Below are 24,935 nucleotides of genomic sequence, written 5' to 3' on the forward strand. Positions count from 1 at the left end.
GCCGCCGCGCGAGCATGCCGATTGCTTCCCGATACTGCATGGGCGTCCGTCACAAGGCGGCTTGACCGCACGCATGAACGGATATGACCGCACGCGCTTGCCGAAAGCGACCAGCTCGGCTAGACTGCCCTTCGTCTTTGGGGAGTAGCCTGCTTTCCATCCCCCGGAAAGCGAACGCGTCAACACACTCGGCCTGCGGCCGTGGCGCGTTCGGCCTAATCGGTCTGGCGAGACCATCGACGCATCGCGTCGTTCCTGGTCGGACGTCGGCAGATGCGTCATGGTTCGTCCACGTCCGACCACGGAGTCCCCATGTTCCTTCCAGACTTCCCCCTGCGTTTCGTTCGCTGCGTCCGTTCCGCCACTGCCTGCGTGCCTGCCTGCGGAGGTGCCGCATGACGTTGATGCTCGTCGAACTGGCGGTCATGCTGATCGTCATCCTGATCGCCGCCGAACTCTTCACGAATGCGCTCGAACATCTCGGCGAGCGGCTGAAGATTTCGGAAGGCGTGACCGGCTCGCTGTTCGCCGCCGTCGGCACCGCGCTTCCCGAAACGATGGTGCCGCTGCTCGCGCTCGCGGGCGGCACGTCGAACGCGGCCGTGAACGAGGAAATCGGCGTCGGCGCGATTCTCGGCGCGCCGCTGATGCTCGCGACGCTGACGACCTTCCTGATGACGATCGCCGTGATCCGCTCACGCGGACTGACCGGCACGATCGCGCCCGAGCGCACCGGCTTCGTGCGCGACCTGAACTACTTCATCGCCGCATTCGCACTCGCCACCATCGCGATGTTCGTTCCGCATCACGTGTGGGCGGTCCGCGCGCTGCTCGCCGCGATGCTGGTCGGCATCTACGTGACGTACGTCCTGATGACGTTCCGCGCGTCGACGCAACTCGTCGATGCCGGGCACGGCACCGAGGCGCCGCACGCGATGTTCCTGTCGCGCGTCGGGCTGCCGACCAACCTGGCGACCATCGCGCTGCAACTCGCGCTCGGTGTCGCACTGCTCGTCGGCGGGGCGAAGGGCTTCATTCACGGCGTCGAGGGAGTGTCGCACCTGCTCGGCATCTCCGCGCTGCTGCTGTCGCTGATCATCGTGCCGATCGCGACGGAATTGCCGGAAAAGGTCAACAGCGTGCTGTGGATCCGCCGCAAGAAGGACACGCTCGCGTTCGGCAACATCACCGGCGCGATGGTGTTCCAGGGCACGCTGCTGCCGGCGATCGGCATCATGCTGACGCCGTGGGAACCGCGCCCCGAAGTGCTGACCGGCGTGATCATCACGCTCGCGGCGGCGGTGTGGCTGCGCGTCAATGCCCGCGCGCGCGGGCTCGCGATCTGGGCGTTGCTGGCAAACGGGGCCGGGTATGTCGGCTATCTGTTCGTGACGCTGACGCGCTGAACGCGCGACGCGCTTCAATCACGACACATCGGGCCGGGCGTCGGCCTGCAGCACCTGCTGCACGGCCGGCCGCGCGCGCACCCGCTCGTACCACGCGCGCAGGTTCGTGTACCGGCTCAAGTCGATGTCGGCGTTGTACACCGAACGCATCCAGTCAGCCTTGCCCCAACCCGTCAGCGCGAACAGGTACGCATCGGCGATCGTGAACGTGTCGCCCGTGACGAAGGTCTTGCCGTCGAGCCGGCGGTCGATCCATGCGAAGCGGCTGTCGAGCTTCTGCCGCGCCGGGTCGACGTATTTCCCCGCCTGCACCGCGTACAGCAGCGGGATGAAGCCCTTGTGGATCTCGGTGCCGAGAAAGTTCAGCCATTCCATCAGCCGGTAGCGCGCGAGCGTGCCGTACGCGGGTGCGAGCCCCGCGTCGGGGCGCAGGTCGGCGAGATACTGCGCGATCACCGGTCCTTCGCGCAGCATCGTGCCGTCGTCGAGTTCGAGCAGCGGCACGTAGCCGAGTTCGTTGACGTCGAAATAGTCGCGACCGTCTTCGATCCGGTGCTTGCGCGCGTCGACCGTGACGATCTTCGCGTCGATGCCCGCTTCGCGCAGCACGATGCGAATCGCCTGCGAGCAGCTGCCGGGAGCGTGATAGAGCTTCATGTGTTTCCTTGGTTGGGTGGTTCGACTCTCGATTCGCCGCGACGCGGGCGCTAATATCTCGCATCGGCGCAGCGCTGAGAAGAAGGCAGTCGTTTGTGCCGTAGTCACAAAAAAGTTACCAACCGGGGTTCAGCAGGATGAAAACGAGTGCGACAGGATGTTCCGTGGAAGAAGCGATGCGCCTGCTCGGCGGCCGCTGGCGGCTGCTGCTCGTGTCGTATCTGCTCGACGGGCCGAAGCGCTTCAGCGACCTGCGCCGCGACATGCCGGGCATCTCGCAGCGCATGCTGACGCTCGATCTGCGCGCGCTCGAGGACGCCGGCTTCGTGCGGCGCACCGTGTATCCGGAAGTGCCGGTGCGCGTCGAGTACGATCTGACCGCGGACGGCGACCGGCTGCGGCCCGTCGTCGACGTCATGCGCGAGTTCGGGTTGTGGCTGAAGGCGCGCGATGCGCACTGCGAGGTTGAAGCGGAAGCCGCGCTGCCCCGATAACCCCTCATCGAGAGAAACATCATGGAACTACATGCCACCGTCGGCGCGGCAACGTCCGACATCGACGACGACGAAAGTTGCGCGAACATCTATTGCCACGACGCGGCGCAGAACTATTGCTTCTCGCTGCTGCGCTTTCCGGAGGAAACGTCGATCGAGGTGATGGTGCTCGACCAGCTCACCGCGCACGTGAAGGATCTGACGGTGCGCCTCACGGGCGACACGATCGAAGTCGAGCTCGATGAGCGCACCGCCGCGCGTCTCGACGGCAACACGCATTACGTGATTCATCTCGCGCCCGGCGAGCACGATCCGGTCGTGCTGCGTGCCGCGCTCAAGGAAATCTTCGACGGCAAGAGCGGATATCGCGACGACAGCGCAAGCACGTAACCCGCCCTGCCCGGCACGCGTTCACATCTCGCGCGTTCGCGCTTCGCGCATGGCGCGTGCTGCGCGATTCCAACCGCCTCTCCTGCGCTGCACGCTGCTGGTCGCGTGCTGCGCATCGATTGCCGCCGCGCATGTGGCCAGGATCCCGACCTGCATCATCGGCGCGAACTACGTCGCGTCCACGGGTTGGGTGATCGCGTTCATGACGATCGCGTTCTTCGGCAACGGCTTCGCATCGATCACATGGCCGCTCGTGTCGGGCCTCGCACCCGCGTGTCTGCTCGGCCTCACGAGCGGCGTGTTCAACCTCACCGGCAATCTGGCCGCGATCGCGACGCCGATCGTGATCGGGCTGCTCGTCGACGGCGCGGACTTCTCGCGCGCGATCACCTGCATCGCCGCGACGGCGCTCGCGGGCAGCCTGTCGTACGGGCTGCCGGTCGGCAAGGTCGAACGCATCGATGCCTGAGCAGGTGCCGCGCTACGCGGCCAGCGCGACCGCCTTGATGTTGAACGCGCGCAGCAAATCCTCGCAGAACGCGTCGACGATCGGCCTGTCGTTCGCGCTGCGCTTCATCGCGAGATGCAGCGGCACGTCGAAGCTGAGCGTCGCGCGGCCGATGGCCTTCACGAGCCCGCGCTGCTCGAACGGCTCCGCGTAATGCGCGGGCAGATAGCCGAGATGGCCGCCCGACAGGATCAGGATCGTCGCGGCCTCGATGCTGTCCGCGCTCGCGGTCACGCGCCGCTCCGGCAGCGGATACTGCTCCTCCGGCACCGGATAAGTGCGCCATACCCAGTCGTGCGCCTGCAGGTCGTCGGCCGACACCGGCCATGACGCATGAAACAGCGGATGGCCGCGCCCGCAGTAGATCACCTGTTCCTCGGTAAACAACGGCGTGTAGTCGAGCCCCGGCACGCGGTGCCAGAAATACCCGATCGCGAGATCGAGCTGGTTGTTGACGAGACTTTCCTCGAGTTCCTGCGGCGACGCGACCTTCATCGAAAACGTGACGGCCTGGTCGCGCTTGCGGAACGCGCCGATGGCATCGGCCAGGCGCGCGTTTTCGACGAGCGGCGCCTGCCCGATCAGGCCGATCGACAGCGTGCCGACCAGCTTGCGGTCGATGTCGCGCACACGCGCGACGAACTCGGACGTCGCCGCGACGAGCGTGCGTGCCGTGGCCGCGAAGCGTTCACCCTTCGACGTCAGCCGAAAGCCGCCGCGGCCGCGATCGCACAGCTTGAAACCGACGCGCGCTTCCAGCGCGGACAGCTGCGTGCTGATCGTCGACTGCCGCACGCCGAGCGATGCCTCGGCGGCCGTGATGCCGCGTGCGTCGACGACGGCGAGAAAGACCCGGATGAGCCGGAGATCGAGATCGGTGGTATTCGAAAACATGCTTCGAGCCGCTGCGCCTGAGCGCGTTGTCGGGCCGGCGCGATACCGGCCGTCTTTGCCGATGAACCTTGCCGGACGCGTGCCGCCATCGGCAACGGCACGCGCCATACGCGTCGCTCGCGGACATCGCGCGTCGCCTACATCGGGAAGCCCATCGCCTTGATCCCGTTTATCCACGCGCGCTTCCAGCCGCCTTCGGCATCCGCGCCGTCGAACGCATGGAACGTGATCTTCGCGGCGACCCAGCGCATCGGCTCGGGCGGGATGTAGCTCGGGCTCTGGTTCGCGATGTCGAGCTTGCGTTCCGGGCTGTCGCGATCGAACAGGATGTTCAGCCCCATGAACGCGCCGAACCGGCTCGCCGCGACGCCGAAACCCGTGTAGCCGGCGACGAACACGGCCTTGTCGCCGAGATAGCGCTTCGCGAACACCGAGCCGCGCGAGCAGTAGTCGATCGGGCCGCCCCACGCGTGCGAGAAGCGCACGTCGGCGAGCTGCGGGAACGTGCGGTAGAACGCCTCCGCGAGCCGGTAGTAGGTTTCGCGCTCGCCGTCCTGGTGCGGCTCGGGATCGCCGTCGAAGTGATAGCTGACCAGCCCGCCGAAGATGATGTTGTTGTTCTTCGTCAGCCGGAAATAGTTCAGCTGTGTGCGCGTGTCGTACACGCCCTGGCGATTCTTCCAGCCGATGCGCGCGAGCTGTTCGTCGGTGAGCGGCTCGGTCGCGAGCACGTGGTCGCGCACCTGCATCACCCGGCGGTTGATGTCGGGAATGCCGACCTTCGCCGTGCCGCTGCCGAACACGACGCGCGGCGCGCGCACGCTGCCCTTCGGCGTCTTCACGTACACCGTGCCGCCTTCGTCGGTCACCTTCGTGAGCGGCGTGTGTTCGTACAGCTTCACGCCGAGCGACAGCGCCGCGCGCTTGAGCCCCCACGCGAGCTTCGCCGGATGCACGATGCCGCTGCGGTTGCGCGACCACAGTGCGCCCGCGAACAGCGGCGAGTTCAACTGTTCGAGCGTTTCGTCGCGATTCAGCAGCACGACGTCGTGTCCGTATTCGCGATGCAGGTCGTAGTCGCCCTTCAGGTGCGCGAGGTGCTCGGGGTCGACCGCCACCGTCATCTCGCCGTTCCACTCGACGTCGGCGTCGATGTCGTAGCGCTTCAGCGTTTCCTCGAAGCCGTCGAGGTTGCGATGGCCGAAAGCCTCGAGCTGCGCGATGTCGTTCGGGAACACGCGCACCGCGTTCGGCAGCCCGTGCATCACCGACGTCGAGATGATCCCGCCCGCGCGGCCCGATGCGCCGTGCGCGACCTTGCCGGCCTCGATCAGCACCACGTTCAGGTGCGGCATCTGCTCCTTCGCCTGCACGGCCGCCCACAGCCCCGTGAAGCCGCCGCCGACGATCAGCAGGTCGGCCGTCGCGTCGCCGACGAGTTCCGGCTCGGTGGCCGGTGCGGCCGGGTTGTCGAGCCAGTACGGGAACAGCTTCGTATGCGCGAGCGCCTCGGCGGCGCTCAGTGCGACCGGTGCGCGACGCGCGGCGTGTGCGTGCGCCGGTGCGGCCCGTGTTGCTTCGTTGACTTCCATTTCCATGATCCCAGCCATCCCACGTGATCGCGGCCCGCACGGGTCGAGCGTGCGCGGCGTGCAGCATTCGCCGATTTCGCCGATCGCATCGCTTCCGCCGATGGCGACTTGCGGCGCATGCACCGCAAGTCGCGATGCGTCCCGTCGGCAAAAGCGCGACGGACTTCGCTAGCGGTCGATCGAAAACGCAACCGCCGGCGGGCCCGCGTCAATCCGACGACGACACCCCGGCGGCGGTCGCTCGCATCACGACTTCTCGAGCAGCACGTAGAACTTCTTCGCGTCCTCGATCGTCTCCCAGCGGCCCGCGAAACCGGCCGGCAGCAGGTACCCCTGGCCCGGCGTGAATTCCTTCCGGTTGCCCTCCACGTCGGTCAGCGCGATCCGGCCCTCGACGAGCCACACCGCCTCGTCCGCCGCCGTTTCCGGAAACTCCACCGAGCCGACCTTGCCTTCCCACCAGCCGATGAGGTAGCTGCCGCTCTTGCCTTCGGCCGCGCGCCAGTCGCTTTCGTCCATCCCGAAGTCGAGCTTCGTGAATTCGCCAATGCCTGCGCCGAGCGGCAGGATGTCCTTGATCAGTTTGGTCATCTGAATCTTTCGTCTCTGGATTGAAAAAGCAGAGATAAAGTTACTCATTTACACTGCCCCGGTATGCCCCCCTTCGGGGGGGACAAGTCGCGTTTTCCGGGGTGCGCCAGGTCGCAGGACGCCATACCGCATTTCCCCTTAATGACGTTTCGGACTTCGGACGCTAAAATCGCGGCCGCTTTTCACCGGGGAACCGCATGCTGCTCAACGTGAACCCCTCAGACCGCGACACCGACCGCTTCGTCGTGTCGTTCAAGGCGCTGGGCGAGCTGATCGAGACGGTCGGCACGCCGCACTTCGTGCCGCGTCTCACGCAATTGCTGAACGACGTGGTACCGCTCGACGTGGCGCACGTCGAACGTTCGCGCGTCGACGGCACGATGCCCACCGGCTACCGCTGCGAATGGATCGGCAGCAGCGGCATCGGCACCGCGACCGCCGAGATCTCCGACGTGATGACGCTCTACTACGAGCGCTTTCTCGACAGCGACCCGCTGTTCGCGGGGCTGCGCGGCAAGACGGGCACGATGCTGGTCGTGCGCGATATCGCGGCGATTCCGCCCGGCGAATTCCGCCAGCGGCTGTTCGACGACGTGCGTATCGGCCACGAATGCGTGCTCGCGCGCGGCACCCGCTACGCGCAGCATTCGATCGCGCTGGAACGCGGCCGTGACCGCCCGCCGTTCACGCTCGCCGAGATGAACCGCTTTCGCAACGTCAGCGACGTGCTGTTCCCGCTGCTCGAGCTGCACGCGTCGACCACCGCCGCGCGGCGCGTCGCGCATCCGACACCCGAAGTGCATCCGCTCGCGCAGTTCGATGCGCGGATCGCGGCCGACGGCGTGAAGCTGTCGAAGCGCGAATACGAAACCTGCAAGCATCTGATCTCCGGCAAGACCGTGCCGGAAACCGCCGACATCCTCGGCGTGCGAGTCGCGTCGGCCGAGTCGTACGTGAAGCGCGCGTTCGCGAAGCTCGGTGTGCGCACGAAGCGCGAGCTTGCTGCATGGGGCGCGGCCGCGGCGCGCGACGGCGACGGCGCGCCGCCGCCCGCGATCGCGCGCTGATCCGGCCCGACGCCGACCATCCGCCGATAGTCACGTCGCGTCGATGCGGCGGCGCCACTCGCATCGAGCGCTGTCGATGTAAACGTTGCGACTTCACGATCTTCGCGTACGCGTTCTCCTCTACCATCGGCCGATCGCTTTTCACTAGAAAGAGGAGACGGCCCGATGCAACGCGAACTGAACCAACCCATGGGCGGCAACGAGATGCCGCGCTTTGGCGGCATCGCCACGATGATGCGCCTGCCCCAGACCGACACGACCGACGGCCTCGACGTGTGCTTCGTCGGCGTGCCGCTGGACCTCGGCACGTCGAACCGCTCGGGTTCGCGCTTCGGCCCGCGCCAGATCCGCACCGAATCCGTGCTGCTTCGCCCGTACAACATGGCCACGCGCGCGGCACCGTTCGATTCGCTGCAGGTCGCCGACATCGGCGACGTCGCGACCAATCCGTACGACCTGAAGGATTCGGTGCGCCGCATCGAAGAAGCGTATGACGAGATCGTCGCGAACGGCTGCCGGCCGATCACGCTCGGCGGCGACCACACGATCGCATGGCCGATCCTGCGCGCGCTGCACAAGAAGTACGGCAAGGTCGCCGTCGTGCACGTCGACGCGCACGCGGACGTGAACGACACGATGTTCGGCGAGAAGATCGCGCACGGCACGCCGTTCCGCCGCGCGGTGGAGGACGGCCTGCTGCAATGCGACAAGGTCACGCAGATCGGCTTGCGCGGCACCGGCTACCACGCGGACGATTTCGACTGGTGCCGCCAGCAGGGCTTCACGGTCGTGCAGGCGGAGGCATGCTGGAACACGTCGCTCGCGCCGCTGATGACGCAGGTGCGCGAACGCATCGGCGACACGCCGGTCTATCTCAGCTTCGACATCGACGGTCTCGATCCGTCGTTCGCACCCGGCACCGGCACGCCGGAAATCGGTGGGCTGTCGGTGCAGCAGGGTCTCGAGATCATTCGCGGGATGAAGGGGCTGAACATCGTCGGCGCGGATCTCGTCGAAGTGTCGCCACCGTATGATCCGACCGGCACCACCGCGCTCGTCGGCGCGAACCTCGCGTTCGAGATGCTCTGCGTGATGCCGGGCGTCGCCTGCCGCTAACCCGATCGACAGGAAAACGTTCATGTCCACCGCTGAGCTTTCCCCTTCCGCCACCGCCATCGTGCTGCCCGCCGCGCGCATCGCCGGCCAATCCGTGCGCACGCATTCCGCTGAAGCCGGTGCGCCGATCTTCAATGCATCGACCGGCGAGACGATCGGCTGGCAGGAATTCGCGACGGCCGCGCACGTCGACGCCGCGGTCCGCGCCGCGCGCGACGCGTTCGCCGGCTGGCGCGACACGCCGCCCGCCGAGCGCGGCCGCCTGCTCGCGACGATCGCCGCGCGCGTCGACGCCAGCCGCGAACGCCTTGCGGCGCTGCAGATGCAGGTGAGCGGCAAGCCGCCGTTCGAGGCCGACGCCGACGTCGGCGACGTCGCCGCGACGTTCGCGTACTACGCGCAGCTGTGCGAGAACCCTGCGCTGTTCGCGGCCGAGCCGATCGCGCTGCCGAGCGACACGGTCGCGGCCGAACGCTTTCACGATGCGGTCGGCGTGGCCGCGCTGATCATGCCGTGGAATTTCCCGATGGTCACGACCGCGTGGAAGCTCGCGCCCGCGCTGGCGGCAGGCTGCACGGTCGTGATGAAGCCGTCCGAACTGACGTCGCCGACCGAGCACGCACTGCTCGACATGATCGCCGAAGCCGGCGTGCCCGACGGCGTCGTCAACGTCGTCAACGGCGGCGCGGAAGTCGGCGCGGCGCTGACCGCGCATCCGCTGGTCGACAAGATCTCGTTTACCGGCAGCACGGCCGCCGGCCGCAAGGTCATGCAGGCCGCGGCCGAGGACATGAAGCGCGTGACGCTCGAACTCGGCGGCAAGTCGTCGCTGATCGTGCGCGACGACGCCGATCTTGACGTCGCGGTGTCGCTGGCGGTGGCCGGTGCGTTCACGAACGCGGGCCAGATGTGCTCGGCCACCGCGCGCATCCTTGTGCACGACAGCGTGTACCGCCGCTTCATGGCCGCGTTCGAGACGGCCGTTCGCGCGCTCGTCGTCGCGCCGCCTTCCGCCGAACACGTCGCGATGGGGCCGCTGATCTCGGCCGCGCAGCGCACGCGCGTGGAGGCGATGCTCGAGCAAGGCATCGCGGCCGGCGCCCGCGTCGCGTTCAGCGGGTGCGTCGCCGAGGGGGGCGGCAACGGCTTCTTCATGGCGCCGGTCGTGGTCGCCGAACCGGCCGTCGACAACCTGCTGTGGACTGACGAGGTGTTCGGCCCGGTCGCGTGCGTGAAGTCGTTCCGCACCGACGACGAGGCGATCGCGCTCGCGAACGACACGCGCTATGGGCTCGTCGCGACCGTCGTGACGCGCGACGCGGAAATCGCGAAGCAGTTCCAGGCACGCGTGCGCGCCGGGCTCGTGTGGATCAACGCACCGCAGCTCATCTACCCGCACGTGTGCTGGGGCGGTTTCGGGCTCAGCGGGATCGGACGCGAACTCGGCGTGACGGGCCTGCGCAGCTACCAGGAACTGCGCCACGCGATGCGCGCGATCGATTGACCGGGGGCGGCCGGCCGAAGCATGCGATGCACGCTTCCGATGACGACGATTCCCGTGCGCGAATACGGCGTCGTCACGGTCGATGTGCCGCCGCTTCGGCCTCGGTATCGTGATACTCGACAAACGTCGCGATCTTCCCGCTTTCGATCGTGAACAGATGCACCCAGTCGTCTTCGTACGTGCGGCCTGTGGCATGGACATGCCAGCGTTGCGTGCCGAGCACGACGACCCGGTTGCCGCTGCACACGAGCCGCCGCGAGGCGGCGGAACACGCAAGCGCGCGTGCGATGCGCGCGCGGCTCGATGACTTGATGGCGATGGTGAAAGCGCTGCGCGCCGAGGCGAGCGCGATCGAACGGACGGTGCAGGCATCGACCGACGATCCGGCCGCACCCGCGGCGCAGTCACTGTCGATGCTGCGGCGCAAGCGCGTCGTGCCAGCCACTCCACGCGACGCGGCGCGCCGCCGCGCGCATCACGACAGCACGATGTTCCGGATGACCTTCTTGATGCTCGGGTAGCTGTCGACCGACTCCGCCTTCTGGTCCGTCACGAGCGTGCCGATCCGCGCGGGTTCGCAAAAGCCGATCCGGCTATTCGTGCCGAGCTTGCTGAAGTCGGCCAGGATCGCGACGTCCGCCGCGTTGGCGACCATCGCGCGCGCGACTTCCGTTTCCATCCGGTCGTAGTTCGTCGCGCCGCGCACGTGATCGACGCCGACCGGCGACAGCAACGCGAGATCGGCGCGATAGCGGAAGATCTCGGCGATCGTCCCGTCGCCGACTGTCGCGGCCGCGCGGCTGCCGATCATCCCGCCGAGCAGAATCGTTTCGTTCTTCGCCTGCCCGGGGTCGCTCGAGCGCATCTTCAACGCGACGTCGATCGAATTCGTGACGACCGTGAGGCCGGACAGCTTCGCCAGTTCCTCGGCCAGCAGCGTGGTGGTCGTGCCCGCGTCGATGAACAGCGTCTGCGAGCCCGTGACGAGCCGCGCCGCGGCGCGCGCGATCGCCTGCTTCGCCTTCACGTGCGTCTGCGCGCGTTCGGCGATCGGCGCTTCGTCGCCCACCTGCACCGCGCCGCCGTGCACGCGCTTCAGTTCCCCCATCGCCTCCAGATCGACGAGATCGCGGCGCACGGTTTCCCGCGACACGTTCAGATCGGCCATGATCCGGTCGGTGGAGACACGCTGCATCTTCGATAACAGAAGCCGGATCCTCTGATATCGCTCTTCTTGCCACATGAAATGTCCTTGGAAATGAACGTCAATGGTATTCGAACCGCGGCTACGCGGCGCTCTCCTCCATCTTTTTGACCCCGCCGAGGGTCTGCAGGGATTGACGGACCACCTGGAATTCGCGGCTCGTCATCTTCGAGAACACCACATGGATCCGGTCGTCGTCCGGTGTCGCATCGTCCTGTTCGATGACGAACTGGACGATGCGCGCCTGGTCGATCCCGGGCATCGCCTGCAGCGACGTCAGCTTCACGGCGCCGCGGCTCGCGAGGATGCGCACGCCCCAGCGCTGCCGCGCGGCGAAGAAGCGCTTCTCGATCGGCTTCAGGCCGGCGAGGATCGTCAGCACGATCGCCGTTGCAGCGATCGCGGCGATGTACATGCCGCCGCCCACCGCCAGCCCGACCGCCGCGACGACCCACAGGCTCGCCGCCGTCGTCAGCCCTCGGATGATCTCGCCGCGCAGCATGATCGACCCGGCGCCGAGAAAGCCGATGCCCGATACGACCTGCGCGGCGACCCGCGACGGGTCGAGCGACACGTTCTTCGCGTTCTGGATGTCCGCGAAGCCGAACGCCGACACGACCATCACGAGCGCCGCGCCGACGGCTACCAGCATGTGCGTGCGCAACCCGGCCGCCCACGACAGCCGTTCGCGCTCGATGCCGATGATGCTGCCGAGCAGCGCGGCCAGCAACAGGCGGGAGATGATTTCCATCTGACTGATCATGCGATGCCTCCATTCTTCGACCGACTTGACGAAACGCGACCCGCCCGGACCGCCGCCCGACATATTCTGCTTTCGTCCGGCTGACGGTTCGCACGCGCCGCAGGTTGTATTTTTGTGCGAACTTGCGAATTTGTGCTTTCTAATATACGTTACGAAAAACCGCACGGCTAGACCCAAGTTCGTTCGTTTCATCCGATCAATACGATCGATCGTCGGACCACTCACGCAACCCGATCCGGAACACTTGCTTAGGAGACCAACATGATGAAGAAGGCATGGATGCTGGCCGCAATGCTGCTCGCGTCGATCGCGACGGCGCCCGTTCACGCATCCGAAGGCGACGTCTGCAGGAAGGTGACGCTCGGCGATGTCGGCTGGAGCGACATCGCGGCCACGACCGGCGTCGCGATGATGCTGCTCGACGGGCTCGGCTACGAAGCCAGCAAGACGATCGCGTCGCCGCCGATCGTGCTGGCCGGCGTGAAGAAGGCACAGATCGATGCGTTCCTCGGCTACTGGGATCCGAGCATGACGCCGACGGTGAAGCCGTTCGTCGACGCCGGCGCCGTGCACCTGCTGCCGCAGCCGAACCTGGTCGGCGCGCGTTACACGCTGGCCGTGCCGCAATACGCATCGGACAAGGGCCTGAAGAGCTTCGCCGACATCGCGAAGTTCCGCGACCAGCTCGACGGCAAGATCTACGGGATCGGCGCCGGCAACAACGGCAACGCGCTGATCCAGCGGATGATCGACAGGAACGAATTCGGGCTCGGCGGCTTCAAGCTCGTCGAGTCGAGCGAGGCCGGGATGCTGGTGCAGGTGACGCGTGCGGTGCAGGAACACCGGATGATCGTGTTCCTGGCGTGGGAGCCGCATCCGATGAACATCAACTACAAGATCGCGTACCTGGAAGGCGGCGACGGCGTGTTCGGCCCGAACTACGGCTCGGCGAAGGTCTACACGCTCGTCACGCCCGGCTACCTCGAACGCTGCCCGAACGTCGGCCGCCTGCTGACCAACCTGAAATTCACGACCGACGAAGAAAACCAGTTGATGGTGCCGATCATGAATCACGCGGATCCGGTCGCGGTCGCGAAGGAATGGGCGAGGAAGAACCCGGGCGTGCTGTCGAAGTGGCTCGACGGCGTCACGACCATCGACGGGAAGAACGCGAAGGACGCGATCGAGAAACTCATCGGCGCATGAGCACGCCAGCAGGCACGCAATACAAGGACTTTCACATGCACAGGAATCTCGCGCTGTTCGATCTCGATCACACGCTGTTGCCGCTCGACAGCGATCAGGCCTGGGGCCGCTTCATCACTCGGGTCGGCTCGCTGGAAGACGACACGCACGCGGCGCTGATCGACGAGCACTACGGCCGCTACGCGGCCGGCACGCTCGACATGGACGCGTATCTCGCGGTGACGCTGGCGCCGCTCACCCGCTATCCACGGGCCCAGCTCGAACGCTGGCACGCGCAGTTCATGGACGAGGTGATTCGGCCGGCCATCACGCCGCAGGCGCGCGCGCTCGTCGATCGTCATCGCGAGAGCGGCGATCTCTGCTGCATCGTCACCGCAACCAACGTATTCGTGACGGGGCCGATCGCCGCCGAGTTTGGAATCGAGCATCTACTCGGCATCGAGCTCGATACCGACGACGGCACGCCGGGCGGACGGTTCACCGGACGCAGCACCGGCGTGCCGAGTTTTCGCGAAGGGAAGGTCGTGCGCACGAACGCCTGGCTCGATTCGCTCGGCTACGCGCCGTCGGATTTCGAACGAACCTACTTCTACAGCGATTCGATCAACGACGTGCCGCTGCTCGACTACGTCACGCATCCGGTCGCGACCAATCCCGATGCAAGGCTGTCGCATGTCGCCGGCACGCGCGGATGGCCTGTCATGAAGTTGTTCTGATACGGGCGCTATTCTCCGCTGTTCATTTCATTTCTGGAGGGGCAATGAAAGCAGGAACAGGAACGACGCACGTCAATCACTCAGGAATCCGACTTGAATCGAGTCGCGACAACCCCGCTCCGCCCGCCGGCAAGGAAAGTCATTTTCCGCGCTGGCGCGGCGCTTTGATGATCGCACTCCTCTGCACGCTGGTCGGTTGCGGCGATGGCGATTCCGGCGCGACCGGCAACCTCGCCGCGAACCGCGCATCGGCATCGGGCCCGGCCGCTGCGCCGGTCCTGCATTGCGCCACGGCTTGCCACTGACGGGCACCTGCCCTTGTCCGGCGCGACTGCCATTGCAACGCGCGGCGTTTGAAGCGCGGCGGCGTCCGGCCATTCATGACAGAGAGCGAACATGCAAAACAAATCCACGACACGACGTCAGTTCCTGGCCGATGCGCTGAAGCTCGCGGGCGCCACGGCAGTCACCGGCATGCTGCCCGAGAGCATCCTGCGCGCGCAGTCGATTCCGGCGGCAACCGTCACCGGCACGCTCCAGGACGTGAAGCACGTCGTGATCCTGATGCAGGAAAACAGGTCGTTCGACCACTACCTCGGCACGCTGCGCAGCGCGCGCGGCTTCGGCGATCCGCGCCCCGTCGTGATCTCGAGCGGGTATCCGGTCTGGCGCCAGCCGTGGCTGCTGTCGTACGTGTTCCCGTTCAATCCGTCGCCGCCGGCCGGCAGCGCGAACGGCGACACCTATTACGGAGACCTCGACCACAGCTGGAACGGCACGCACAGCGCATGGAACAACGGCCGCTACGACAACTGGGCCGGCGCGAAGACCAGCGGCACGATGTACTACTTCACACAGAACGACATCCCGTTCTATTACGCGCTGGCGAGCGCCTTCACCGTGTGCGACAGCTACCACTGCTCGATGCTCGGGCCGACCGACCCGAACCGCCTGTATCTGTGGACCGGTTGCTGCGGCAACGTGCCCGGCTACTCACCGTACACGACCAACACGATGACCGGCACCGGCTGGACTACGATGCCGGAACGGCTGAATGAAGCCGGCGTCACGTGGAAGTTCTATCAGGACAAGGGCAACGGGCTCGATGCCGCTCACGGTTACGGCGAATACAACGGCTCCAGCAAGGATCTCTGGTGGAACGGCAACTACGGTGACAACGTCATCCTCAACTTCAGGCAGTACCAGAACCTCGGCGCGAACGATCCGCTTGCGCCGGCGCTCAACGGCACGCAAATCGACCCGACGGGTGGCGGCACCGAATACGACACGCGCCTGTTCAGCCAGTTGCAGGCCGACGTCGCGAACGACACGCTGCCGCAGGTATCGTGGATCGCCGCGCCCTACGCGTACTGCGAACATCCGTCGTGGGCCGCGAGCGGCGGCGAATGGTATGTGAGCAACGTCCTCAACGTGCTGACGTCGAATCCGAAGGTATGGGCCAGCACGGTGCTGCTCGTGATGTACGACGAGAACGACGGCCTGTTCGATCACGTGCCGCCCGCCGTGCCATCCAGCGCCTACGCAGGCACCGGCCTGTCGACGGTCTCGACCGCGGCCGAATTCGTCGGCAGCAGCGGCGCGGCGTCCGACGGCTCGGCCAGCGGCGACGTGCCGATCGGCCTCGGCCCGCGTGTGCCGATGTTCGTGATCTCGCCGTGGTCGAAAGGCGGCAAGGTCAACTCGCAGGTGTTCGATCACACGTCGGTGATCCGCTTTCTGGAAACGCGTTTCGGGCTGCAGGAAACGAACATCACGCCGTGGCGGCGCACCGTGTGCGGGGATCTCACGTCGGCGTTCGACTTCACGAATCCCGACCAGACGGTGCCTGCGATCCCGAGCCCGGCCAGCAACATGGACCCGAACGGCTGGACGGTCATCATCCCGCCGGCGACCACCACCGCGGTGCCGGCACAAACGACCGGCCGCAATGCGGCATGCCGGCTGCCATATGAGTTCTTCGTGCAGGGCAAGGTCAAACGGTCCGGCAAGGCGCTCGCGTTGACGATGACCAATACCGGCACGGCGGGCGTGCATCTGCAGGCGTGGGTCGACGGCACCAGCACGATCCCGCGGCAATACACGATCGGCGCCGGCGCGAACGCGTGCACGACCCTGTCCGATTCGCTCGCGCTGAATTCGGCCGGCGGCTACGACTATTCGGTCTACGGGCCGAACGGATTCCTGCAGACGTTCCGTGGCAACGTCGGCGCGTCGGGAAATACCGGTTCGTCGGCCGAAGTGAGCCTCTGTTATGACGTGCAGAACGGCAACGTGCAGATCACGCTCGACAACACCGCCGGATCGACCCCGACGACGTTCCAGCTCGTCGACAACGCGTACGGCATGAACACGCCGCAGTCGGTCAGCGTGCCGGCCGGCGCGACGCAGGCCGTCACGTGGTACGGCGACGCAGGCTGGTACGACGCGAGCATCCGCGACGCGAACGATCCGAACTTCCTGCGCCGCGTGGCCGGCTGCGTGCAGACGCAAGCGGGCGCGCTGCTGACCGATTCGGCGATTGGCAATACGAACGGGAAGTTCGTGCCCGCGCTGTCGTCGCAGGGGTCGTCGTATGGCACGCTGCGATTCGACTACGTCGTGCCGCCCTGGCGCCACAGCCCGAAGAACTGGGTCGGCATCTACCCGCGCGGCGCGCAGCCGACCAAGGGCGGCTACAAGTCGTGGGCGTATCTGCCGAAGAGCACGGGCTCGCTGCTCTTCTCGTCGACGGCGAACAGCGCGCTGGCGTCGGGCCAGTACGATGCGTGGTTCCTCTTCGACGACGGCTACACGCCGCTGGCAGGCCCGGTCGCGATCAGCATCTGACGAGCGGCCGGCGACGCGCGCTCACGGCGCGCGTCGCTCGGCTGGGGCTCGCATCAGCAAGTCTTCACGGAGCGCGCCGAACGGCCGTGTCGGATGCGCGTTCTCGGGTTTCCAGGATCCACAGCCCGGAGGCCGGTGCGCCGTCGAAATCGCCGAGATTGCCCGCCTTGTCGATCGCGTGCGGAAAATCGCTGACGCGATGCCCCGTATCCGCGATCGCGTCGACGGCGTGCCACGTCATCGTTCTTGCGTGCCGCTTCGCGTCGAGCGAAAACGCTTCGCCGACGGCTTCCCGCTGCGTCGAATTCAACATGGTGTTCCCGTGCCGGTGAATGTCGGTCGGTGCAGTCGATCATCATTTCGATACGCACCGCCGACTATCTCGCGTTCCGCGCCGATGCATGGCGTGGTTGCATACCCGTTCCAGGTGCGGCGTCGCCGCCGATATCCCGCATAATCGGGCGTTGAACCGCGCCGCGAAGGGGAGCATTGTGCGAGCGCAGCAATTCGAATCAGGAACGGGCGCGATCCGGCTCGCCGCAAGGCGGCGGCGCTCGCCCCGGGGGAATACCCGGCAATCCCGCTGAAGACAGGACACCGACACATGGACCGAGCCGAGCACATCAGCATCGAACAGGCGGGCGACCTGCCCGCCGACGAACTGAACGGATGCGACTTTTCGTTCGAGATCGCGTGGGAGCTGAATGCGCCGTACCAAGATCTGCTCGATTTGCGCGCGCTGCCCGTGCGGCGCAAGGACTACGGATTCGACCCGGCCGGCTGGGCGCGCGAGGCGTCCGGCGGCACCGCGCTGTTCCGCGCCAGCGCGGGCGGGCGCCTCGCGGGATTCGTCGCGATCACCGAAAGCTGGAACGGGATGGCCGAGATCGCGGAACTCGCGGTCGACCGCGGTTGCCGGCGGCAAGGTATCGGCCAGTTCCTGCTGGCGGCCGCGGAAGCCTGGGCGCGCAACCGCGGGTTCGGGTTCATGCGGCTGGAAACGCAGGCGAACAACGTCGCGGCCTGCTGCACGTACGCGCGCGCCGGCTTCGTCATCGGCGGCCACGACCGCTTCCTGTATGCCGACGGCGCGAATGACGGGGAAGTCGCCCTCTTCTGGTACAAGGATCTGCGTGACGGGCAGTCCGCAAAGAGCCGGACGGTCGATCCGGAATCGATGCGGCCGCTGTCCTGACTGACGACCGGCCGCCGCACCGCCCCGGTCCTGGTTTCGCCTTACTTCCGCGTCGCGACGATGAACAGGCGCGGGAACGGCAGCAGCACGGTGCCGTCGTCGAGCAGCGGATAGCCGTGCGGACCAGCGAGCGCATCACGATAGCGCGCGACGAATGCGTCGCGTTCGCTTTCGTCCAGCGCCGCGAGGAACGGCCGCAGCGCGCTGCCCTTGAACCATTCGACGACCGCATCGGCCCCGCCGCGCAACGGATGGTAGTAAGTCGTGCGCCAGACATCCACCCGCGAACACAACGGCGACAGCAGCGCGTAGTAATACCGTGCGTCGAACCGTTCGGTGCGCGCCGCGCCCTTGAGCTTGTCCGCCCATCGCCCGCCCGCGGCGACCTCGCGCATCAGCCGGTGCGCGGGTTCGTCGAGGTTGTCGGGCATCTGCACCGCGAGATGGCCCCCCGGCGCGAGCCGGCCGACGAGCGACGGAAACAGCGTGTCGTGCGCGGGCACCCATTGCAGCACCGCGTTCGACAGAATCAGGTCGTAGCCGCCCGGATCGTCCCAGACCGAGACATCCGCGAGATCGAAACGCAGCGCGGGCAGGCGCTTGCGCGCGGCCGCGATCATGTCCGGCGACGCGTCGATCCCGCGAACCGTCGCGTCGGGTGCGCGCGCGATCAGCGCTTCGGTCGAATTGCCGGGCCCGCAGCCGATGTCGATCGCGGTATGGATCCGCGTATCCGGCACGGCAGCCAGCAGGTCGCGCACGGGCCGCGTGCGTTCGTCTTCGAATCGCACGTACTGGTTGGCGTATTGATCGAGTGGGGTCGTCACGGTATGCCTCCTGGTCGGCGTGGACGGCGTCGGAATACCGACAGCCATCGATGCAGCGCATTCTGCGATCTCGCTGTTCTTCAGTAAAATGAATTTAATATCGTTATTGATTCATGTTTCTGATGAAAATCGATACGCTCGGTGTCCAGGCTTTCGTCGCGATCGCTGACGGCGGCAGCTTCAGGCAGGCGGCCGACACGCTGCACGTCACGCAAACGGCGATCACGCAACGGCTGCGCAAGCTCGAGTCGTTTCTCGGCGTCGCGCTGATCGAGCGCACGACACGCCGCACCACCCTCACCGAAATCGGCCGGCGTTTCCTGCCGCAGGCGCGCCGGCTGCTGAACGAGCTGTCGGATGCGCTGACCGAAATCCGCGAAACGGGCCTGAGCCAGCGCGGCGACGTGACGATCGCGTGCGTGCCGACGGTCGGCGTTCAGTATCTCCCCCGTATTCTGCGAGCATTCTCCGGGCACCGGCCGCACGATCGCGTGAAGATCCTCGACCACGCGTCGGCGTCGGTATTGCAGGCCGTGCTGCGCCGCGAAGCGGAATTCGGGATCAGCATCGCGGGCGACCAGCACCCCGAACTCGTCAGCGTGCCCCTCACGCATGATCCGTACGTGCTCGTCTGCCGCGACGATCACCCGCTCGCGAAGCGTCGGCGGATCCGCTGGGCCGCGCTGCAGCCGCATCCGCTGATCTTCGCTGGCGAAGTGAGCGGCAATCGCGGGCTGCTCGAAGGTGCGCTGAAGACGAGCGGCGTGACGCTGCATTCGTTCTACGAAGTGCAGCGCAGTTCGACCGCGCTCGGACTCGTCGCCGAAGGCCTCGGCGCGGCCGTGGTGCCGAAGCTCGCGATCCAGAAGAACGCGTATCCGATGATCCGCACGATCGAGCTCGTCGAGCCGTCGGTATCGCGTACGCTCGTGCTGGTCAAGCGCCGGGCCGCGCAGTTGTCGCCCGCGGCGCAGGCGCTGTACGACATGATCGTCGAGCGCGCGACGCCGGCGCGGTGACGTCAGGCAACGTCGTTCATAGCGTCTTGACCATGAACACACGCGCCGCCCCTTCCGGCTCGCACGGCACTTCGCCGAACACCTCGTACCCGTGCTTCCGGTAGAAATCCGGCGCCTGGAACGTAATCGTGTACAGCACCGCGCGGGCACATCCGCGCCGCTTCGCCTCCGCTTCAGCCTCGCGCAGCAGCCGGCTGCCGAAGCCGCCGCCACGCAGCGATTCCGGCAGATAAAAGAGGTCGACGAAGAAGAGACCGAGCGAGGTTCGGCCGGTGAGCCCGCCCAGGACCTCGCCGGTCGCGGGATCGGTCACGTAGACGTCGAGCGCCGCCGTGTCGCTGCGGCCCGTCATCGCGTGGTTGAATTCGCCGAGCTTGCGGCTGATGAAATCGCGGGCAGCCGGTTGTTCGGTGTCGGTGAGCTGAAGGGAAACGGCGGGATGCGCGGTCATGGAATGGAGACGTGCGTGAATGAGCCGCCGAACGTGCAGGGTTCGCGGCGGGCGTCGCACGACTATAGCGCGTTCGCCCGCAGCGCGAGACTGTGCCGATCTTGACGAACATACAAACGACGGGCACATCCGGAACCCGCCGTTTCGTGACGCCGGGAGCCCGCTCGAGCCGCAGCAAACGCCGCCTTCAAGTCGGCCACCCCGCACCGTTCGTGCGCGATCAGCATCTGGTTCACGACGTTCACGCCGATCGTCACCGCCGTGATGAACCGCGTCGCCGGCGCGTTCATCTCCGGATTCGGCTCCAGCCGCACGCGCGAGAACACGACCAGCGGCAGCGTCGCCACGAAGCACTCGGTCAGCCGACTATGTCCCCATATACAAGCAGCCACCCGTATGCCGAAATGTTCCGATTTATCCGGTAGAATCGCCAACCGAGAGCATTCCTACGATAAATCCGGCGAGAGAGACGCCGCTCATCGTTCTCGATCCAAGAGGGCCACGACGGTGAATTCACAAGAACTCGTTCGCGCAATCGGCGGCGGCTTGTTTCAACAAGGTCGCCTGCTCAGGCTCGATACACCGCTGGGCCAGAACGTGCTGCTGCCCCAGACAGTTCACGGCGCGTCGCGGCTCGGCCGCGATTTCACGATGACGGTCGATGCCGTCTCGACCCGCGACAACATCGAGCTGAAGAAGCTCATCGCGCAGCCCGTCACGCTATGGGTCGAACAGCACGGCGACGCCTGCCTGCCGTGGCACGGTTACGTGCAGACCGCACGCCGGCTCGGCTTCGACGGCGGCATCACCGCATACCAGATCCGTTTCATGTCGTGGCTCGGCTTCCTGCGGTATCGCCGCGACCAGCGCATCTGGCAGGACCGCACTGCCGACGAAATCATTACCGACGTATTCAATCAGCATCCGCAAGCCGGCGGGATGTTCCGTTTTGCACTCTCCGCGCCGCTGCGAAACCGTTCGTTTTGCATGCAATTCGAGGACGACTGGAATTTTGTCCACCGCCTGCTCGAGGACGAAGGCTTGTTCGGCTATTTCGAGCAGGCCCCGGACGGCTCCCACCACACGCTGGTGATCACCGATTCGCTCCACTCGCTGCCCGCCGCGGTACCGTCGCGCGTGCCATTCCAGCGCGCGGCCGCCGGCGACGAGACCCAGGCGCTGATCAAGTGGTCAGGCACGCGCACACTGCAAAGCAACCGTTACACGACGCGCACGTTCGACTACAAGTCGCCCGGCTCCGCGCTCAATCCGAAAGGCACCGACATCCCGGCCAGGCCGAACCAGGGCGACCTGCCGGACCAGGCCGAGGTCTACACGTACACGGGCGCCTATACATACGGCGCGCAAGGTGACGGCAACCGCCAGTCGACCATCCGGATGGAAGAATGGGAATCGCGCGCGAAGCGGTTCCACGGGATCGGTGGCATGCGCGGCATCGACGCGGGCCGGGTGTTCGAACTGACCGACCATCCTGCCCATCCGCCCGCCGAACAGGACGGCAACCGGTTCGCCGTCGTCGAGACGGTCTGGTGGATCAGGAACAACATCCCGGCCACGCCGACGCATTTTCCGCACGGGCTGGCCGCGCAGTTCGACGCGATGAAGGCGCAGCTCGGCGACGCGGCCGGCGCGATGACCGTGCGCCACGCCGACGGCAGCGAGGGTTTCTATCTCATCGAAATCGAAGCGCAACGCCAGACGGTGCCGTTCCGCAGCCCGTTCGAGCATCCGAAACCCGAGATGCACCTGCAGACCGCGACCGTCGCGGGGCCGAAGGGCGAGGAAGTGCATACCGACGAACTGAACCGGATCAAGGTCCGGTTCCACTGGGATCGCCTGAACGAAGGCGACGAGCGCGCGTCGTGCTGGCTGCGCGTCGCGTCGTCGGACACGGGCGGCGGGTACGGCAGCGTGCACGTGCCGCGCATCGGCGAGGAAGTGGTCGTCGACTGGATGTCCGGCGACTGTGACCGGCCGATCGTCACGGCACGGCTCTACAACGGCGCGACCCAACCGCAGTGGCACACGAACGGGCTGCTGTCCGGCTTCCGCTCGAAGGAATACGCGGGCAGCGGCTACAACCAGCTCGTGATGGACGACGCGACCGGGCAGAACCGCGCACAGCTCTACAGCAGCACGGCGAACAGCCTGCTGCATGTCGGCTATCTGATCGAACAGTCCGGCAACACGCGCGGCGCGTACGTCGGCAGCGGCTTCGACCTGAGGACCGATGCATACGGCGCCGTGCGCGCGAACCAGGGCCTGTACGTCACGACGCATCCGCAGACCGTGTCGAGCCAGCCGCTCGACGTGCGCGAGACGCAGCAACAGCTCGTCGGCGGCGAAAGCCTGCTCGAATCGCTGTCCGACGTGAGCGAGACGCATCAGGCCGACACGCTGAAACCCGGTCGCGACGCGCTGAAGACGTTCACCGACGCGACCCAGCAGAGCGTGCCCGGTACCGCATCGGGCGGACGCACGGCAGGCGGCGGCACAGGCAACGCGAACGCGTTCACGCAGCCCGTGATGCTGTTCGGCAGCCCGGCCGGCATCGGGATGGCCAGCCAGCAATCGCTGCAGATGGTTGCCGACCGGCATGTCAACGTCGTCAGCGGCCAGAACACCCACATCGCGGTGGGGAAATCGCTGGTCGCGAGCGTGATCTCGTCGATCAGCCTGTTCGCGCAGAACGCCGGGATGAAGCTGTTCGCCGGCAAGGGCAAGATCGAGATCCGCGCGCACGACGACGATGTCGAACTCACCGCGCAGAAAACCGTGAAGATCGTCGCCGCCACGGCGCAGATCGACCTCGCGTCAAAGCAGCCGATCCTGTTGACGTCCGGCGGCGCGTATATCCGCATCGGCAACGGCAACATCGAGATCCACGCGCCCGGCAAGGTGGATTTCAAGGGCGGCAACCACAGCTTCTCGGGCCCGGCCAGTACCGACTACCCACTGCCGCGCCTGCCCGAAGGCGTGTGTTCGGAATGCCGGCGCAGCGCTGCGAAAATGAAGTCCGCGTTGACGCCCCGCACATGAAATCCGCCGCCTCCATGAAACCGTTTCACGATCTGACGCGCGCGTTGCCGCTGCCGGCGCAGTGGCCACGCACGACCGCCGCACAGCGGCACGACGGCCTGCGCGACTGGCATCGCACGCGGCAAGCCGCTCACACGCGCCCGCTGCGCCTGCTGGCGCTCGTCGACGGCGCGCTGGACGACACGATGCTCGATGCGGCCCGAGCGCGGGGCATCGCGTGGCAGTCGCTGTATCCCACGACGATGCTCGAGGCGTCGCGGCCTGAAATCGGCCCGTTCCTGCTCGACCTGACCACAGACGACGACGCATCGCGCGCGACGATGCTCGACCTGTTGAATGCCGGCGGCGATTCGGATCTCGTCGTCTGGCTCGCGACCGGCCATGCGTTGCCCGAGCTCGCCGCTTATCTGCACCCGCTTGCCGAGGCGACGTTGCCCGATACGCGCAAAGCGCTGCTGCGCTACTACGATCCGTCGATCCTCGAAATCCTCGTGCCGGTCCTGACGCCTGCGCAACGGCGCGAACTGCTGGCCGCATTCGTCGAGCTGCGTTACCGGTTCGATCCGTGGGAGGCGGTGGCGGGCGAGGAACATGGGCCGCGGCCCGCGCCCGCCGCGACGCCGATCGTGTTCACGGACGCGCAGTACGACGCGCTCGCGCGCGAAGGGTACGCGGAAACGCTCTATTTCCAGTTGCGAGACGAATTCCTGCCGCCGATGTCGGCCGTGCCGGACCGCTGGGGCATTCGCTATGTGAAGGATCTGGTCGGGCGGGCGCGGGAGCGGTACGGGCTCGCGAACGAGAACGATCTCGCGTACTTCGTGCTGGTCGGGATGAACGTGCATCCGGCGTTCGACGTGCATCCGGCGATCGCCGAGCAGATTGCGGCGCGCGGGGACGATCCGCCGCCATTGTCGGACACCCTTGCGGCTGTCGACGCTGATGTGTGGACGGAGTTGCTGGATGGGCATCCGCTGGCGGGTTATGCGGCCGAGCGGCAGCAGGCAATGACGGCGGCGGTGGATGCGCAGCCCGAAGCCGGTTGAGTGGCGGGAGACGCGGATGTTGAGGGGAATGCGTCGGGTGGCTGCAATAGGGATCGCGATCGCTGGCGGCCTGTGGGGTATGCAGGCACATGCCGAGCGCGACGGGCCGTATCGCGTCGCGGGTTTCAACTACACCGACCGGGATGTGTACAACTTCGTAGTCGACGGTTTCGGTGACGGCAGTGTGCACGCCCGTCAATTCGGCGTCGGTGGAGGCATGGCCTGTTGCATGGAGGTGCCGCGCGACAAGAACACCTGGCACCTCAAGGTCACATACGACCTGACGCCTGAAGAAGATCCCAGGAATCTGTCGCCGGAAATCTACGAGACGGACCTTGCCATCCCGAAGCTGCCAACCAAACGCGACGGCTATATCGCGTTC

24 protein-coding genes, 2 pseudogenes and 1 riboswitch are annotated in these 24,935 nt (G+C 66.4%); of the genes and pseudogenes, 15 read left to right on the forward strand and 11 right to left on the reverse strand.

Annotation, left to right across the window (positions count from 1 at the left end):
• The first annotated feature begins 127 nt into the window (after positions 1-127).
• Positions 128-311: riboswitch (yybP-ykoY riboswitch) on the forward strand.
• A gap of 84 nt (positions 312-395) precedes the next feature.
• A complete protein-coding gene (locus DIE08_RS32945) occupies positions 396-1,406 on the forward strand; it encodes a sodium:calcium antiporter (protein WP_059605168.1) in 1,011 nt (336 codons plus the stop codon).
• Between the two features lie 18 nt (positions 1,407-1,424).
• Here the strand turns inward: DIE08_RS32945 and gstA are convergent, their stop codons facing one another.
• On the reverse strand, positions 1,425-2,063 hold the full coding sequence (gene gstA / locus DIE08_RS32950; RefSeq protein WP_124905962.1) for a glutathione transferase GstA: 639 nt from the start codon (positions 2,061-2,063) through the stop codon (positions 1,425-1,427).
• 137 nt (positions 2,064-2,200) lie between these two features.
• On the opposite strand from gstA, the gene DIE08_RS32955 reads away from it, so the two are divergent.
• The 3 genes and pseudogenes from DIE08_RS32955 to DIE08_RS32965 all read left to right on the forward strand — a co-directional run.
• Positions 2,201-2,557, forward strand: coding sequence for a helix-turn-helix domain-containing protein (locus tag DIE08_RS32955; RefSeq protein WP_124905964.1), 357 nt, complete (start codon positions 2,201-2,203; stop codon positions 2,555-2,557).
• A 21-nt stretch (positions 2,558-2,578) separates the two neighbouring features.
• On the forward strand, positions 2,579-2,947 hold the full coding sequence (locus tag DIE08_RS32960) for a hypothetical protein (RefSeq protein WP_059692500.1): 369 nt from the start codon (positions 2,579-2,581) through the stop codon (positions 2,945-2,947).
• Positions 2,948-3,089: 142 nt separating this feature from the next.
• Positions 3,090-3,416, forward strand: a pseudogene (locus DIE08_RS32965) (MFS transporter); the annotation flags it as partial.
• Positions 3,417-3,428: 12 nt separating this feature from the next.
• On the opposite strand, the gene DIE08_RS32970 reads toward DIE08_RS32965, so the two are convergent.
• The 3 genes from DIE08_RS32970 to DIE08_RS32980 form a co-directional block, all read right to left on the reverse strand.
• Positions 3,429-4,349 (reverse strand): LysR family transcriptional regulator, encoded by a 921-nt coding sequence (locus DIE08_RS32970; RefSeq protein ID WP_124627606.1) that lies wholly within the window; start codon positions 4,347-4,349, stop codon positions 3,429-3,431.
• Between the two features lie 137 nt (positions 4,350-4,486).
• On the reverse strand, positions 4,487-5,947 hold the full coding sequence (locus DIE08_RS32975) for an FAD-binding oxidoreductase (protein WP_124905966.1): 1,461 nt from the start codon (positions 5,945-5,947) through the stop codon (positions 4,487-4,489).
• A 240-nt stretch (positions 5,948-6,187) separates the two neighbouring features.
• On the reverse strand, positions 6,188-6,532 hold the full coding sequence (locus DIE08_RS32980) for a cupin domain-containing protein (RefSeq protein WP_059447616.1): 345 nt from the start codon (positions 6,530-6,532) through the stop codon (positions 6,188-6,190).
• A gap of 197 nt (positions 6,533-6,729) precedes the next feature.
• Between DIE08_RS32980 and DIE08_RS32985 the strand changes: the two genes are divergently transcribed.
• From DIE08_RS32985 to DIE08_RS32995, 3 genes are all read left to right on the forward strand, one after another.
• Positions 6,730-7,599 (forward strand): helix-turn-helix transcriptional regulator, encoded by an 870-nt coding sequence (locus DIE08_RS32985; RefSeq protein WP_124905968.1) that lies wholly within the window; start codon positions 6,730-6,732, stop codon positions 7,597-7,599.
• A gap of 165 nt (positions 7,600-7,764) precedes the next feature.
• Positions 7,765-8,715 (forward strand): agmatinase, encoded by a 951-nt coding sequence (gene speB / locus DIE08_RS32990; protein WP_124905970.1) that lies wholly within the window; start codon positions 7,765-7,767, stop codon positions 8,713-8,715.
• 22 nt (positions 8,716-8,737) lie between these two features.
• Positions 8,738-10,219: an aldehyde dehydrogenase family protein gene (locus DIE08_RS32995; RefSeq protein ID WP_124905972.1), complete on the forward strand. Its 1,482-nt coding sequence runs from the start codon at positions 8,738-8,740 to the stop codon at positions 10,217-10,219.
• Between the two features lie 73 nt (positions 10,220-10,292).
• Here the strand turns inward: DIE08_RS32995 and DIE08_RS36440 are convergent, their stop codons facing one another.
• Genes DIE08_RS36440 through DIE08_RS33015 form a run of 3 tightly spaced genes read right to left on the reverse strand, consistent with a single transcriptional unit; the run spans position 10,293 to position 12,186 of the window.
• The gene (locus DIE08_RS36440; protein WP_260436612.1) at positions 10,293-10,646 is read right to left on the reverse strand and encodes a nuclear transport factor 2 family protein; all 354 of its coding nucleotides are present in this window, start codon (positions 10,644-10,646) and stop codon (positions 10,293-10,295) included.
• A gap of 48 nt (positions 10,647-10,694) precedes the next feature.
• The gene (locus tag DIE08_RS33010; protein ID WP_124627620.1) at positions 10,695-11,462 is read right to left on the reverse strand and encodes a DeoR/GlpR family DNA-binding transcription regulator; all 768 of its coding nucleotides are present in this window, start codon (positions 11,460-11,462) and stop codon (positions 10,695-10,697) included.
• 43 nt (positions 11,463-11,505) lie between these two features.
• A complete protein-coding gene (locus DIE08_RS33015) occupies positions 11,506-12,186 on the reverse strand; it encodes an MgtC/SapB family protein (RefSeq protein ID WP_124905974.1) in 681 nt (226 codons plus the stop codon).
• Between the two features lie 261 nt (positions 12,187-12,447).
• Here DIE08_RS33015 and DIE08_RS33020 point away from each other — a divergent pair, with 261 nt between their 5' ends.
• The 3 genes from DIE08_RS33020 (at position 12,448) to DIE08_RS33035 (ending at position 16,955) form a co-directional block, all read left to right on the forward strand.
• Positions 12,448-13,392, forward strand: coding sequence for a choline ABC transporter substrate-binding protein (locus DIE08_RS33020; RefSeq protein ID WP_124627625.1), 945 nt, complete (start codon positions 12,448-12,450; stop codon positions 13,390-13,392).
• Positions 13,393-13,427: 35 nt separating this feature from the next.
• On the forward strand, positions 13,428-14,108 hold the full coding sequence (locus tag DIE08_RS33025; RefSeq protein WP_059605227.1) for an HAD family phosphatase: 681 nt from the start codon (positions 13,428-13,430) through the stop codon (positions 14,106-14,108).
• Positions 14,109-14,504: 396 nt separating this feature from the next.
• Positions 14,505-16,955: a phosphocholine-specific phospholipase C gene (locus DIE08_RS33035; protein ID WP_124905976.1), complete on the forward strand. Its 2,451-nt coding sequence runs from the start codon at positions 14,505-14,507 to the stop codon at positions 16,953-16,955.
• A 64-nt stretch (positions 16,956-17,019) separates the two neighbouring features.
• On the opposite strand, the gene DIE08_RS33040 is transcribed toward DIE08_RS33035, so the two are convergent.
• Positions 17,020-17,268, reverse strand: a complete 249-nt coding sequence (locus DIE08_RS33040; RefSeq protein ID WP_260436613.1) for a hypothetical protein — start codon at positions 17,266-17,268, stop codon at positions 17,020-17,022.
• A gap of 291 nt (positions 17,269-17,559) precedes the next feature.
• Between DIE08_RS33040 and DIE08_RS33045 the strand changes: the two genes are divergently transcribed.
• Positions 17,560-18,150 carry a GNAT family N-acetyltransferase gene (locus DIE08_RS33045; RefSeq protein WP_059605117.1) on the forward strand — a complete coding sequence of 197 codons (591 nt, stop codon included), beginning with the start codon at positions 17,560-17,562 and terminating at the stop codon, positions 18,148-18,150.
• Positions 18,151-18,191: 41 nt separating this feature from the next.
• On the opposite strand, the gene tam is transcribed toward DIE08_RS33045, so the two are convergent.
• Entirely contained in the window at positions 18,192-18,977 is a 786-nt protein-coding gene (gene tam / locus DIE08_RS33050) for a trans-aconitate 2-methyltransferase (protein ID WP_124905978.1), read from the reverse strand.
• 122 nt (positions 18,978-19,099) lie between these two features.
• On the opposite strand from tam, the gene DIE08_RS33055 reads away from it, so the two are divergent.
• Entirely contained in the window at positions 19,100-19,996 is an 897-nt protein-coding gene (locus tag DIE08_RS33055) for a LysR family transcriptional regulator (RefSeq protein ID WP_059605224.1), read from the forward strand.
• 16 nt (positions 19,997-20,012) lie between these two features.
• On the opposite strand, the gene DIE08_RS33060 is transcribed toward DIE08_RS33055, so the two are convergent.
• Positions 20,013-20,447, reverse strand: coding sequence for a GNAT family N-acetyltransferase (locus DIE08_RS33060; protein ID WP_124905980.1), 435 nt, complete (start codon positions 20,445-20,447; stop codon positions 20,013-20,015).
• A 62-nt stretch (positions 20,448-20,509) separates the two neighbouring features.
• Positions 20,510-20,788: pseudogene (locus DIE08_RS36445) on the reverse strand (putrescine ABC transporter permease PotI); the annotation flags it as partial.
• A gap of 166 nt (positions 20,789-20,954) precedes the next feature.
• Here DIE08_RS36445 and DIE08_RS33070 point away from each other — a divergent pair.
• From DIE08_RS33070 to DIE08_RS33080, 3 genes are all read left to right on the forward strand, one after another.
• Positions 20,955-23,507 carry a type VI secretion system Vgr family protein gene (locus tag DIE08_RS33070; RefSeq protein WP_124905982.1) on the forward strand — a complete coding sequence of 851 codons (2,553 nt, stop codon included), beginning with the start codon at positions 20,955-20,957 and terminating at the stop codon, positions 23,505-23,507.
• A 14-nt stretch (positions 23,508-23,521) separates the two neighbouring features.
• Positions 23,522-24,553, forward strand: coding sequence for a DUF4123 domain-containing protein (locus tag DIE08_RS33075; RefSeq protein ID WP_260436614.1), 1,032 nt, complete (start codon positions 23,522-23,524; stop codon positions 24,551-24,553).
• Positions 24,531-24,935 (forward strand): DUF3304 domain-containing protein (locus DIE08_RS33080; RefSeq protein ID WP_260436615.1); only part of this gene is annotated, 405 nt, incomplete at its 3' end. The genes DIE08_RS33075 and DIE08_RS33080, both read left to right, overlap by 23 nt.

Source organism: Burkholderia sp. Bp9004 (assembly GCF_003858025.1).
Lineage (GTDB): Bacteria > Pseudomonadota > Gammaproteobacteria > Burkholderiales > Burkholderiaceae > Burkholderia > Burkholderia diffusa.

Bases quoted from the DNA above. Each gene is read 5' to 3' on its own strand.
- DIE08_RS33060 (WP_124905980.1), bottom strand. From the start codon at position 20,447: ATGACCGCGCATCCCGCCGTTTCCCTTCAGCTCACCGACACCGAACAA.
- DIE08_RS33020 (WP_124627625.1), top strand. From the start codon at position 12,448: ATGATGAAGAAGGCATGGATGCTGGCCGCAATGCTGCTCGCGTCGATC.
- DIE08_RS32985 (WP_124905968.1), top strand. From the start codon at position 6,730: ATGCTGCTCAACGTGAACCCCTCAGACCGCGACACCGACCGCTTCGTC.
- DIE08_RS32945 (WP_059605168.1), top strand. From the start codon at position 396: ATGACGTTGATGCTCGTCGAACTGGCGGTCATGCTGATCGTCATCCTG.
- DIE08_RS33015 (WP_124905974.1), bottom strand. From the start codon at position 12,186: ATGATCAGTCAGATGGAAATCATCTCCCGCCTGTTGCTGGCCGCGCTG.
- DIE08_RS33075 (WP_260436614.1), top strand. From the start codon at position 23,522: ATGAAACCGTTTCACGATCTGACGCGCGCGTTGCCGCTGCCGGCGCAG.
- DIE08_RS33055 (WP_059605224.1), top strand. From the start codon at position 19,100: ATGAAAATCGATACGCTCGGTGTCCAGGCTTTCGTCGCGATCGCTGAC.
- DIE08_RS32960 (WP_059692500.1), top strand. From the start codon at position 2,579: ATGGAACTACATGCCACCGTCGGCGCGGCAACGTCCGACATCGACGAC.
- DIE08_RS32975 (WP_124905966.1), bottom strand. From the start codon at position 5,947: ATGGAAATGGAAGTCAACGAAGCAACACGGGCCGCACCGGCGCACGCA.
- DIE08_RS33035 (WP_124905976.1), top strand. From the start codon at position 14,505: ATGCAAAACAAATCCACGACACGACGTCAGTTCCTGGCCGATGCGCTG.
- DIE08_RS32970 (WP_124627606.1), bottom strand. From the start codon at position 4,349: ATGTTTTCGAATACCACCGATCTCGATCTCCGGCTCATCCGGGTCTTT.
- DIE08_RS32995 (WP_124905972.1), top strand. From the start codon at position 8,738: ATGTCCACCGCTGAGCTTTCCCCTTCCGCCACCGCCATCGTGCTGCCC.
- DIE08_RS33045 (WP_059605117.1), top strand. From the start codon at position 17,560: ATGGACCGAGCCGAGCACATCAGCATCGAACAGGCGGGCGACCTGCCC.
- DIE08_RS33025 (WP_059605227.1), top strand. From the start codon at position 13,428: ATGCACAGGAATCTCGCGCTGTTCGATCTCGATCACACGCTGTTGCCG.
- gstA (WP_124905962.1), bottom strand. From the start codon at position 2,063: ATGAAGCTCTATCACGCTCCCGGCAGCTGCTCGCAGGCGATTCGCATC.
- DIE08_RS32980 (WP_059447616.1), bottom strand. From the start codon at position 6,532: ATGACCAAACTGATCAAGGACATCCTGCCGCTCGGCGCAGGCATTGGC.
- speB (WP_124905970.1), top strand. From the start codon at position 7,765: ATGCAACGCGAACTGAACCAACCCATGGGCGGCAACGAGATGCCGCGC.
- DIE08_RS32955 (WP_124905964.1), top strand. From the start codon at position 2,201: ATGAAAACGAGTGCGACAGGATGTTCCGTGGAAGAAGCGATGCGCCTG.
- DIE08_RS33040 (WP_260436613.1), bottom strand. From the start codon at position 17,268: ATGTTGAATTCGACGCAGCGGGAAGCCGTCGGCGAAGCGTTTTCGCTC.
- DIE08_RS33010 (WP_124627620.1), bottom strand. From the start codon at position 11,462: ATGTGGCAAGAAGAGCGATATCAGAGGATCCGGCTTCTGTTATCGAAG.